The following is an 11743-nucleotide window of genomic DNA, read 5'->3' on the forward strand; positions in this document are numbered from 1 at the left end:
TCAGAGGTCCAGCAGCCAGCTGTGCTGCGGATCGTTATGGAACTGCCAGACCCGCTTCGGGCCGGCCATGACGTTCAGGTAATACGACTCGTAACCGTAGGGCACGCTGACCGGGTGGTAACCCTTGGGCACCACCACCAGGTCGCTGTTCTCCACGGCCAGGGCCTGGTCGATACTGCGGTCGTCGGTGTAGACCCGCTGGAACACGAAGCCTTGGGACGGGTTGACCTGATGGTAATAGGTTTCTTCCAGGAAGCTCTGGTGCGGCAGGTCGTCGGTGTCGTGCTTGTGCGGCGGGTAACTCGAGGAGTGCCCCGACGGCGTACGCACTTCCACCACCAGCAGCGAATGGGCCGGTTCGCTGTCGGGCAGAATGTCGCAGACATAGCGGGTGTTGGCGCCCTTGCCGCGCACGCTGCGCTTCATGCTGTCCGGGCGGATCAGCCGTGGGGCATAACTGTTTTGCGCAGAACCCGGCGCGGCGCACACGGCAATCTGCACATCGCTCAGGGCGGTGACCTGGGCCTGGCTGCCGGGCGGCAGGTAAGCGGCATAGGGTGACTTGTCCTCGAACACCGACTGGCGATCACCGAGGTTGTCCCAATGGAAAGCGCCCTGCCCCGGCGCTTCGCCCTTGAGGCTGATGCGCCCGCTGAGCAGCACCAGGCACAGTTCCTTGTCATCGGCGGCCACCGGCAGGGTTTCACCGAGGCTCAGGCGGTAGGCGGTGAACCCGACGTATTCCAGCTCACCTGCCGGCAACTGGACCATGGTTCGGCCGCTGGAATGGCTCTTGATCAACAGGCTCATGACGGGCTCCTTTCTTGCAGCAAGGCACGCAGGGTGTCGTAGCCCTTCTTGGCGTAGGCATAACTCGGCGCTACGGCAGGGTCCTGCTCGGCTTCCACCACCAGCCAGCCTTGGTAATCGGCGGCCAGCAGCACGTCGAGCAACGCGGCGAAGTCGATGTCGCCGTCCCCCGGCACAGTGAAGGTGCCGTTGATGATGCAGTCGGGAAAACTCCACAGGTTATTGCGCGCCAGTTGCACCACCGGTTTGCGCACGTCCTTGAAGTGCACATGGCAGACTCGCTCGATGTGCTTGCGCAACACCTGCAACGGTTCGCCACCGCCCATGTAGCAGTGGCCCGAGTCGAACAGCAGGCCCACTTCGCTGCCGGTCAGGGCCATCAGCTTGTCGATGTCCGCGGGCGACTCGACGTAGGCGCCCATGTGGTGGTGATAGGCCAGGCGCACGCCCCGGGACAAGGTGAAGCGCGCCAGTTCGGTGAGCTTGTCGGCGTAGGCTTGCCAGGCTTCATCCGTATGGAAACGCGGCCGCTCGATCAGTGAAATGCGTTGGCCTTGAATGGAATCGGCGACTTCACCATAGACCAGCACTTTGGCGCCGTTCTGTGCCAGCAGCTCGACGTGGCTGGCGATGGCGTCGATTTCCTCAGCCGCCGAACGCCGGGCCAGGCGGCTGGAATACCAGCCGGAGACCAGCGCCAGGTCATAGGGACGCAGCACATCGCCGACACCCTTGGCGTCCTTGGGGAATTTGCCGTTGAGTTCAAAACCTTCGTAGCCGATTTCCTTGCCTTCGCTCAGCGCCGTACTCAACGGCGTCTCGCCGCCCAACGATGGCAAGTCGTCGTTGCTCCAGGAAATCGGGTTGATGCCAATTCGAATAGCGGGCATGGCTGCACCTTTTATTGTTGTCTCTAATGTTCAACCGATCACTTGTGGCGAGGGAGCTTGCTCCCGCTCGGCTGCGAAGCAGTCGCAAAACCTATGGATGCGGTTTACCTGTCGAATCGGGGTGGCTGACTTGGGACTGCTTCGCAGTCCAGCGGGAGCAAGCTCCCTCGCCACAAAAGCCCTGTACATCAAGCACGGGCACTGCGCCACGCCTCGATCAATTCCACAAACCTGCCCTGCACCTGCCGGATCAGCGTTTCATCATCGATTTCCCCGGCCAGCCAGGCCCGGCTCGGTTCCTGGAAGATCGTGCGGCCCACGGCGAACCCTCGGCAGGTGGTGCTCTGGCTGGCCTGGCGGAAGCCTTCGGCCAGGGCGGCGGCCGGGGCGTTGAGGCCCAGCAGGACCACGCCGCGGCAATACGGGTCGCGTTGCTGGATCAGCTCATCGAGCTGTTTCCACTCCTCCGCGCTCTGGGCTTCGATCTTCCACCACGCCGGGAAAATACCCAGGTTGTAGAGGCGCTTGAGGGCGCGATAGAGCACGTCCGGGTGGGGTGACGGATGATCCTTGGGCGGAATGACTTCCAGCAGCAATTCATGGCCACTGACCTGGGACGCCTTGTACAAGCCCATCAGTTGCGCTTCCTGCTCCAGGCGCAGCAGTGGCTCATCATCAGGGTGAAATTGCACCAGGCACTTGATGATCTGTTCCTGCGGCCAGGCGATCAGGTTGCTGCCAATGGAGCGCCCATGCTCGAACGCCAGCGGCCGCGAATTCTGTACCTCCACTGGCCGCGCCACCCACCAGCCACGTCCGGTGGCAGCGTTCAGCGAGTCCTGGCCGAAGCGTTGGTCGGCCAGCAGACCGACGTCGGCCTCGATGCCTTGGCGTTGCAGGTCGGCTTCGACCCGCTCCACCGCCTGGATGAACAATTGCTTGAGTTCGCTGATGCTGCTCAGGTCGCGGCCGCCTTTCTGGGCCAGCTCCACCAGTTGCCAGCGATGGTCGAACGCAAAGATGAACAGCTGTTTCCAGGCCTTGCGGGGCACGCTGACCTGATGCAGTCGTTGCAGCACGGCATCCTGGTCCGGACGGGTAATCGGCACCGGGCTCTTGAATAAATAGTCGAGCTCGGCCCGGGTTGGCATCGCCGGGGCACAAGCATGGCGCGACACCACCAGGCCGCCGCAGGCATTGGCCAACTGACAGCAGCGCTCATCGCTGGCGTCCTCCAGCCAACCGGCGAGGAAGCCCGACATGAATGCATCACCGGCGCCCAGTACATTCAAGACCTCGACCCGAACACCTGGGTAGAGGGCGCCGTCTTCAAGGCGGGCCGGAATGGCGCCATGAATCACCGTGCAACCTTGCGGGCCAAGCTTGACCACCAGGGTCGCCGCCGTCAGCGAGCGCACGGTGCGTAGCGCGGTCAGCAGGTCTTCGCTGCCGCCCGCGATGAGGAATTCTTCTTCGGTGCCAACGATCAGGTCGAAACGCGGCAGGATGCCTTGCACATGCTGGCTGACCTTCTGGTCGGCCACAAAACGGGTTTCCCCATCGGCCTTGCCCGCCAGGCCCCAGAGCACTGGTCGATAATCGATGTCCAACACGCATTTGACGTTGTGCTTCTCAGCGTAATCCAGGGCCTGGGTACTGGCCTTGTAGACGCCATCGGTAGAGAAATGCGTGCCGGTGATCAGCAGCGCCTTGCTGGAGGCAATGAAGGCTTCGTCGATGTCTTCGGCGCGCAACGCCATGTCGGCGCAGTTTTCCCGGTAGAACACCAGGGGAAAGGTTTCCCGGTCCTTGATCCCCAGCAGGACCATGGCCGTCAGGCGTTCGGAATCGACCTTGATGCCACTGACATCGCAGCCTTCACGTGCCAGGGACTCCACCAGGAAGCGGCCCATGTGGTCGTCCCCTACCCGGCTCAGCATCGCCGACCGGAGCCCCAGGCGTGCCGTGCCGAAAGCGATGTTGGCCGACGAACCGCCCAGGTACTTGGCGAAGCTTGCGACATCTTCCAGGCGCGCGCCGACTTGCTGCGCGTAAAGGTCGACGCCCAGGCGTCCCAGGCAGATCACATCCAATTGACGCCCACTGGCAAAACGAGTCTGGCCCATGCTGGCTCCTGTTATTTTTATCAGCCTGCGCTTGTCGCCGAAACCGGCGCCAACGCTGTTGGTGAATGCAGACTAAAACGAGCGGCGCGCAATAATCAATAATTATTCTATAAATTTTTTACGTGGAATATTTTTTCCAATACACTATGAGCGAAGCGAGCCAACCGCAGTGCATCGTTTCAGCCACTACTGCAACATTTGTCCGCCCATGATTTTCCCTGCGCCTACGCTGTAGACTGCGACCAGCCAACCTATTGTCGAGGGCCGGCCTTTTTTCGGGCCGCCCAATAAGAACAAGCCAGAAGGATTTTCTATGACCCGCCCCGATGATCTGCCGGCGCCGTCCGAGAGCGCGTCCGAACCCGCGCTCTCGAGCCCACCGATCAATGCCGAGCGCCTGCTGCAACTGATCACCGATGAATACGAAAGCCTGCCGCGCCAGCTCAAACGCATCGCCAGCTACATGAGCCAGCAGAGCGACCGGATCATGGTCGACCGCATCAGCGACATCGCCCGGGAATGCGAAGTGCACCCCTCGGCCATCGTCAGGTTTTCCCAGCGTTTCGGTTTCAGCGGGTTCAGCGAAATGCAGGCACTGTTCCGTGAGGCCTACACCCACAAGACCACCCCGGTGCAGAACTACCAGCAGCGCATCCGCAGCATGATCGCCAACAAGTCGCAGAAGGCCAGCGGCGGCGACCTGGCCCGCGAGTGCGTCAACGCCACCCTGTCGGGCATCGAGCGCCTGGGGTTGGAGCTGGACGACCAGGCGTTCGAAAAGGCCGTGGACCTGGTGGTCAACGCCGACAACATCTACGTGGTGGGTGTACGCCGCTCGTTCGCGGTCGCCGATTACCTGGTCTACAACCTGCAACACACCAATAAACGCATTCACCTGGTGTCCGGTCTGGGGGGCAGTTACCGCGAGCAGATGCGCAGCGTGCGCGCCAACGACCTGGTCATCGCCATCAGCTTCACGCCCTATGGCAAGGAAACCCAGCACTGCCTGCGCATTGCCCAGCACCACCAGGCCAAGACCCTGATCATCACCGACAGCAACCTCTCGCCCCTGGCCAAACGGGCCAACGCGGTGCTGCTGGTCAACGAAGGCAGTTCCTTCGCCTTCCGTTCCTTGAGTGCCACGTTGTGCCTGTGCCAGGCGTTGTTCATCGCCGTGGCTTACCGACTGGAACTCAAGGTCGATGAAATCCATGAACAGGTCGGGTTCGAGGATTAACGCCCGCAAAGGATTACTCAAGGAGAAGTCATGAAACTGATCGGCATGCTGGACTCGCCCTATGTAAGACGCGTCGCCATTTCCGCCAAGTGCCTGGGGGTTGCCCTGGAGCACGAGTCCGTTTCGGTGTTCAGGCATTTCGAACAGTTCCAGCGCATCAACCCGGTGGTCAAGGCCCCGACCCTGGTACTGGACGACGGCGACGTGCTGATGGATTCCACGTTGATCATCGATTACCTGGAGGCCTTGGCCGCCCCGGGGAAAAGCTTGATGCCGGCCGACATTGGCCGACGGCTGCGCGCACTGCGCCTGATTGGCTTGGCCCTGGCGGCGTGCGAGAAGTCGGTGCAGATCTACTACGAACGCAACCTGCGACCGACAGAGATCCAGCACGCCCCCTGGGTTGAACGCGTAGAAGGCCAACTGGCTGCGGCTTATGGAATGCTGGAGCACGAACTGGAGAAGCAGCCGCTGGGCACTGATGGCAAACTCGATCAGGCCGGCATTACCGTGGCAGTGGCCTGGAGCTTCACCAACCTGGTGGTGCCGGACCAGGTGCAAGGCAAGGCTTTCCCGTTGATCAGCGCGTTCACCGCCTATGCCGAAGGGTTGGAGGCGTTTGTCAGTACGCCGATGGAATAATCGGCCGTGAACAAAAAAACCTGGGGGTAACCAGAGTACCTGTGGGAGCAAAGCTTGCTCGCGATAGCGCTGGATCATCCAGCAACAATGTTGACTGGCATACCGCTATCGCGAGCAAGCTTTGCTCCCACAGGCTCGCACAGTTTGTTTTCGGGTGACTGTGGGATATGTGTTCCCCACAGAGTTTCTTCAGGCCAGTTCCATTTCCTGGGGCTTTACTGTCGACGCCACCTCGAAGCGATCTTCCAGGAACGGGGTGATGTCCAGCGGCAACGGTTCGTTGTTCACCAGCTTGTCCAGCAGTACCCCGGTGATGGCCGAGGTCAGGATGCCGGTGCGAAAATGCCCGCAGGCATTGAGATAACCCTCCACCCCGCGCATCGGCCCCAGGATTGGCAGTTCATCAGGTGACCCCGGGCGCAGGCCGGCCCAGGTCCGTTTCAGGTTGATGTCGGCCAGTTGTGGAATACAGCGCACCGCGCCTTGCACCAACCCTTCAATCTCTGGATAGGTCGTGGTCACGTCGAAGCCTTTGTCTTCGGTGGTGCTGCCAATGAGGATTTCACCGTTGTCTTTCTGCGCCACGTAGCAGTCGCTGGTGGTCAGGCAGCCGTTGAGGATTTTCGGCATGCGCTCGGTCAACAGGATCTGCCCCTTGACCGGTTTGACCGGAATCCGCACGCCAGTGGCCTGCTCACTCAGGTCCGCCGCCCAGGCACCGGCCGCGTTGATCAGGGTCCGGCAGTTGAACGTCCCCGCCTCCGCGGTTTTCACGCCTGTCACCCGCGTGCCGCTGCGCAGCACCTCGGTCACGCTGGTGTTGAAGAACAGGTCGACGCCGTTCTGCCGGGCGCCTTCGGTGTAGGCGTCGGCCAGACGGAACGGGCTGACCTGGTGATCGCAGAGAAACTCCAGCGCCCCCAGGGCTTCATGGCTGACATTCGGCTCTGCCTCACGCAGGGCAACCTGGTCAAGCCAGCGCACCTGGTCTGCCAGGTGGGGAATGCAGGCGACGATGTGCTCGGCGTACAAACGGTCTTCGTCGTCGTAGATCACGAACTTGAGCCCGGTCTCCTCGAACTTGAAATCCATGCCGTGGTTGTCGATCAACTCGCGGTGCAGCTGCGGATACATCGCGTTGGACTGCAAGGCGAAATCAAAGAACGACTCGGGCAGGATGTGCGGCGTGCTGGCATCTACCGCCACCGCCGCACCCTGGGTCTGGCGCTTGCGGTTGGCCGACATCATGCGAAAGAAAATCACCCCGCAGCCCAGGCCCACCGACTCGCCAATGGCCCACAGGCCACCGGCCGACGCACGAGTCGCGTTGCCGGGGCGCTTGGCGTCGATCAGGGCGACTTTCAGGTGTTTGCGCTTGGACAGTTGATAGGCACAGGAGGCCCCGATCACACCGCCACCGGCGATGACCACGTCATAATCCTTAATCATGGGAAACGGCCTCCATGCCGACGTTCTGGAACGCTGAAAAGGGAATCGGATCGATGGGGAAACGCGGCCGCAGCCAGCCCACGTCGGCACGCCCGGTGGCCTCGCGCAAGCGGTCGCTGCAGTAGCCGACGCACATCCGCCCCTGGCAGTCGCCCATGCTCACGCGGGTGCGCATCTTCAGGCTGGCCATGTCTTGCACGCCTTGCTCCAGCGCCCGGTCGATGTCGGCGCGGGTGGCGTGCTCGCAGCGGCAGATCACCGTATCGGCGGCCGGCAATGCGGTTTGCCCGGCGCCACGTTGGGTGTAGCGATCCACGGCGGCGCGAAAGCGAATGATCCGCTCCAGTTGCGCCTGGTAGCGTTCGCGGTGCGCCAGGGCCGTGGATGGATCGAGCACGTTACGTTGCATCAGGATCGACAGCGCCGCGATGCGTCCGCTCAGCATGGCGGCTTCACCGCCGCGAATCCCGCCCATGTCGCCCGCCAGGTGAATGTGCGCTTCGCTGCTTTGTTGCCAGGCATCGGACACGGCCCGCAAATAGCCGTCGTCGCTGAAACCGTGCTCCAGGCCCATCTGCTGGCTCAATTGAGTCCGCGGGATAAACCCGTAGCCGACCGCCAGCGTCTGGGCCGGTACCTGTTCAGCACGCTTGAGGTCGGGTTCCCAGGTCGTGGAGTAAGGCGCGACGGTAACGACGCTCAACTCACCCTCGCCGTCAGCCTGCACCACGCCCCAGCCATAGCGCACGGGAATGCGATTGAGCTTGAGGTAGGCCAGCATGCTCAGGCCGTCGAGGAACAGTTGCGGCTTGTTCAGCAACGCCAGGCTTTCCTTGGCGATCCGGCCGAACGCACAGGCCTCATACACCCCCGCCACCGCCACGCCCGATGCGTGCAGTTGGCAAGCCACCAGTGGCAACAACGGGCCAGTGCCAGCGATCACCACCGGGCTCGGCGGCTTGACCACACCGCTCTTGATCTGCAATTGCAGGCCGCCAAGCATCATCACGCCCGGCAGGGTCCAGCCAGGAAACGGCACGCTGCGTTCGTGACAACCGGCCGCCAGGACCAGATGGGAATAGGCGACCTCGCCCAGGCGCTCGTCGGCATCGAGCAGCATCAGCGCCCGGAAGCCTTCGGCACCGATGACCCGGCTGCTCAATCGCACGTCGATCAGGCCGGCGTGTTGCTGGAATTCACCGTGGAGTTTCTCCAGGGCTTCGCTGTAGCGCGGGCCCAGGTAGTCCAGACTGACACCGTCGCGCAGCGGCCCACGGTAGACGACGCCACCCAGGCGCGGCGCCTCTTCGAGCAAGGTGCAACGCACCCCGTGCGTGGCCAGCTCGATGGCGGCGGCCATGCCCGCCGGCCCACCGCCGACAATCACCGGATCGAGGCTCATGGTGCCTCCGTTTCGGCGATGCGGTTGACCCGGGTTTCAATCTGCATGCCGGGGCGTACCAGGGTCTGGCAGGCGCGGCGCTTGTGGCGACCGTCGATCCTGACCAGGCAGCATTGGCACACGCCCATGCCGCAGTAGGCGCCGCTGATCTGGTCGTGGTCATTGCGGGCCACCTGGCGTTGCCCCAAGGACTGGATGACGGTGAGGACGGTTTCACCGTGGGCAGCACTGACAGCCTGCCCGTCCAGGCGCACTGTCATGTCGGCCTGTACCAGCGGCTGGATATCGAATTTTCGGCGTAGAAGGTCTGAAGGTTGCATCATACTGCTCTTCCTTGAAGATTCTGTGGGGGCGCGGCTCCTTGCGGCACACCATCACCGGTTCGCATCAGTGCCCGGCAGCGGCAATGCGCCAAAGCAGGGCGACAGACGCCACATGATAGTGCGCGCGAAATTTATGTTAGGGATTATTTGTGACCAAGTGTTGATCCAGGCCAGCGAATCGGCTCGTCGGCTCATGAACTTTTTTTCAGAAAGCCGACAGGTATTCTTTGGCAGAATGCTGCGCAATAGCACCAACTTCCCAACACGGTACCGCCCATGAACCGCATCCTGACCATCGAAGACGACGCCGTGACCGCCCGTGAAATCGTTGCCGAGCTGACCCGCAACGGCCTGGACGTCGATTGGGTCGACAACGGCCGCGAAGGCCTGGAACGGGCGGTAAGCGGCGACTACGACCTGATCACTCTTGACCGCATGCTGCCCGAGCTCGACGGCCTGGTGATCGTCACCACGCTGCGCACCATGGGCGTGGCCACGCCGATCCTGATGATCAGCGCCCTCTCCGACGTGGATGAACGGGTCCGTGGCCTGCGGGCCGGCGGCGACGACTACCTGACCAAGCCGTTCGCCACCGACGAAATGGCCGCCCGGGTTGAAGTGCTGCTGCGGCGCAACAATGGCGCCCGCGAGCCGGAAACCGTGCTGCGGGTGGCCGACCTGGAGCTGAACCTGATCAGCCGCGAAGCCAGCCGCAACGGGCAACTGCTCAGCCTGCTGCCCACCGAGTACAAGCTGCTGGAATTCCTGATGCGCAACAGTGGGCAGATCCTCTCGCGCATGATGATTTTCGAAGAAGTCTGGGGCTATCACTTCGACCCAGGCACCAACCTGATCGATGTCCACATCGGCCGCCTGCGCAAGAAAATCGACCCGCCGGGCCTGGAACCGCTGATTCGCACGGTACGGGGCTCCGGCTATGTCATTGCTGAACCCCGCTAAGGGCTGGCGCTCCTCCAGCAGCCGTCTGCTGGCGCTGTACAGTTCGCTGTTCGTGATTTGGAGCGCGATTCTGATGGGGGTCATGTATTACGAAGTGTTTGGCTACCTCGACAGCCTGGCCAAGCACTCCTTGATGCAGCGCCAGCACCTGTTCGCCCGCATCCATGGCGATCAACTGGAAGACGCGCTCATGGCCAGCCTGACGCTGGACGAGCGCGGCGTCGATGCCTACGGCCTGTTCGATCCGCAATTGCGCCATTTGAGCGGGCCGATCCAGCGCGTTCCTGCCGACCTGCCGCTGGACGGCAAGATCCACATGCTCGGCGGCTGCGTCGATTCCGATGAACCGGGCGTGCCTTCCGACAGCTGCGACGCGGTGGCGACCCGAACCCAGGACGGCCGCTGGTTGGTCCTGGCCCGGGACAACGGCTCGCTGTTCGCCGTGACGCGGATCATCTTGCACGCGCTGTTCTGGGGAGTATCGCTGACGATCCTGCCGGGCATCGCTGGCTGGCATCTGCTGCGCCGGCGACCGTTGCGGCGGATTCGCAAACTGCAGGCCAGTGCCGAAGCCATCGTTGCCGGCGACCTGACCCATCGCCTGCCGCTGTCGAGCCGGCGTGATGAATTGGACATGCTGGCGGCGATCGTCAATGCCATGCTCGACCGCATCGAACGCTTGATGAATGAGGTCAAGGGCGTGTGCGATAACATAGCCCATGACCTGCGCACCCCATTGACGCGCCTGCGTGCCCAACTTTATCGCATCCAGCAGCAAGCGCCGGACGGCTCGCCCGAGGCCTTGCAAATGGACCAGGTGATCGCCGAGACCGACACCCTGATGGCGCGCTTTCGTGGCTTGTTGCGGATTTCCGAGCTGGAAGACCAGCAGCGGCGCTCAGGCTTCGTGCGCCTCGACCCGTTGCAGTTACTGCAGGAGCTGCATGACTTTTACCTGCCGCTGGCCGAGGAAGGCGAGCTGACCTTCATCCTGGAGGCGCCCGACGCCCTGCCGCTGCTCAACGGCGACCGGGCATTATTGTTCGAGGCCGTGTCGAACCTGCTGAGCAACTCCATCAAGTTCACCCCACCGGGAGGCACAGTGATCCTGCGTGGGGTCGATCAGGGCGACAGCACGCGCATCGAAGTGCTCGATTCGGGCCCGGGCATTCCCGAGGCGGAGCGCAAGGCCGTGTTTCGCCGCTTCTACCGTGCCGAGGGCAGCAGCCAGCACGGCGGATTCGGCCTGGGCCTGTCGATCGTCGCGGCGATCGTCAATCTGCATGGGTTCACGCTGGAGGTGGCCAGCAGCGAACACGGCGGCGCGCGGCTGGTGCTCGATTGCCGGGGGACGTTGTTGTAGCCATAGGGCGGGAGCAGCACCTGTGGCGAGGGAGCTTGCTCCCGCTCGGCTGCGAAGCAGTCGTAAACCGGCAGATACGGTTTGGCAGGTTTTTTGGGGGGTCGCTGCGCGCCCCAGCGGGAGCAAGCTCCCTCGCCACAAGGTGTGCGGTGCCCGATCTCTGGTGATCAGGCTGTCCTGATCATTTATACCGGGTCACTGCGATGCAGCGGGATGTTTTCCAGCTCATAGCGCAGTTCGTCGATCAACTTGGCGATGCTCTCTTCCGAGCGGACGCTGTCGACACTCATGCCGCTCACCACCAGGTCCACCTCACCGCTTTCACGGTGATACAGACGTACGGTGAGGGTGCCGTCGCCATTGAGGCTGCATTCGCAGGCCAGCGGCGTAAAGCTTTCTTCCAGGCGGGTGCGCAAGGGGGCCAGATGGGTCATGCGATGCACCTCAGCCCCGGGGGCGCAAATGAACGATAGACAGCTCCAACCTCCGGGTCCGCGTAGACATCCTGTCGCTCTCATACTGGTTTCGTTCGCTGCACATT

General features: G+C 62.6%; 11 protein-coding genes. 4 read left to right on the top strand and 7 right to left on the bottom strand.

All coding sequences use genetic code 11. The features are described 5' to 3' along the window. The 3 genes from iolB to HU749_RS18020 form a co-directional block, all read right to left on the bottom strand. Window positions 1-810, bottom strand: coding sequence for a 5-deoxy-glucuronate isomerase (gene iolB, locus HU749_RS18010; protein ID WP_079302337.1), 810 nt, complete (start codon window positions 808-810; stop codon window positions 1-3). After that, entirely contained in the window at window positions 807-1700 is an 894-nt protein-coding gene (gene iolE / locus HU749_RS18015; RefSeq protein ID WP_079302338.1) for a myo-inosose-2 dehydratase, read from the bottom strand. The genes iolB and iolE overlap by 4 nt, the downstream gene beginning before the upstream one ends. A gap of 188 nt (window positions 1701-1888) precedes the next feature. Continuing rightward, the gene (locus tag HU749_RS18020; protein ID WP_079302339.1) at window positions 1889-3826 is read right to left on the bottom strand and encodes a bifunctional 5-dehydro-2-deoxygluconokinase/5-dehydro-2-deoxyphosphogluconate aldolase; all 1938 of its coding nucleotides are present in this window, start codon (window positions 3824-3826) and stop codon (window positions 1889-1891) included. Window positions 3827-4139: 313 nt separating this feature from the next. Between HU749_RS18020 and HU749_RS18025 the strand changes: the two genes are divergently transcribed. Then, window positions 4140-5063, top strand: a complete 924-nt coding sequence (locus HU749_RS18025) for a MurR/RpiR family transcriptional regulator (protein WP_014337867.1) — start codon at window positions 4140-4142, stop codon at window positions 5061-5063. A gap of 30 nt (window positions 5064-5093) precedes the next feature. Further along, on the top strand, window positions 5094-5705 hold the full coding sequence (locus HU749_RS18030) for a glutathione S-transferase (RefSeq protein WP_079302340.1): 612 nt from the start codon (window positions 5094-5096) through the stop codon (window positions 5703-5705). Window positions 5706-5894: 189 nt separating this feature from the next. Here the strand turns inward: HU749_RS18030 and hcnC are convergent, their stop codons facing one another. The 3 genes from hcnC to hcnA are packed head-to-tail and all read right to left on the bottom strand — an operon-like array spanning window position 5895 to window position 8879. Then, complete coding sequence (hcnC, locus tag HU749_RS18035) at window positions 5895-7154, bottom strand: cyanide-forming glycine dehydrogenase subunit HcnC (protein WP_079302341.1); 1260 nt, start codon at window positions 7152-7154, stop codon at window positions 5895-5897. Continuing rightward, complete coding sequence (hcnB, locus tag HU749_RS18040; RefSeq protein ID WP_095963244.1) at window positions 7147-8556, bottom strand: cyanide-forming glycine dehydrogenase subunit HcnB; 1410 nt, start codon at window positions 8554-8556, stop codon at window positions 7147-7149. Before hcnB ends, hcnC begins: the two co-directional genes overlap by 8 nt. Further along, window positions 8553-8879, bottom strand: a complete 327-nt coding sequence (hcnA, locus tag HU749_RS18045) for a cyanide-forming glycine dehydrogenase subunit HcnA (protein WP_014337863.1) — start codon at window positions 8877-8879, stop codon at window positions 8553-8555. The genes hcnB and hcnA overlap by 4 nt, the downstream gene beginning before the upstream one ends. A gap of 276 nt (window positions 8880-9155) precedes the next feature. On the opposite strand from hcnA, the gene HU749_RS18050 reads away from it, so the two are divergent. After that, entirely contained in the window at window positions 9156-9839 is a 684-nt protein-coding gene (locus tag HU749_RS18050; protein WP_039592999.1) for a response regulator transcription factor, read from the top strand. Beyond that, window positions 9817-11202 carry a sensor histidine kinase gene (locus HU749_RS18055; RefSeq protein WP_095963245.1) on the top strand — a complete coding sequence of 462 codons (1386 nt, stop codon included), beginning with the start codon at window positions 9817-9819 and terminating at the stop codon, window positions 11200-11202. The genes HU749_RS18050 and HU749_RS18055 overlap by 23 nt, the downstream gene beginning before the upstream one ends. Before the next feature lie 185 nt (window positions 11203-11387). Here the strand turns inward: HU749_RS18055 and HU749_RS18060 are convergent, their stop codons facing one another. Continuing rightward, window positions 11388-11636, bottom strand: coding sequence for a DUF1652 domain-containing protein (locus tag HU749_RS18060; RefSeq protein WP_095963246.1), 249 nt, complete (start codon window positions 11634-11636; stop codon window positions 11388-11390). Between the last annotated feature and the right edge of the window lie 107 nt (window positions 11637-11743).

Origin of the sequence: Pseudomonas ogarae, assembly GCF_014268695.2 — a bacterium.
GTDB lineage: Bacteria > Pseudomonadota > Gammaproteobacteria > Pseudomonadales > Pseudomonadaceae > Aquipseudomonas > Aquipseudomonas kilonensis.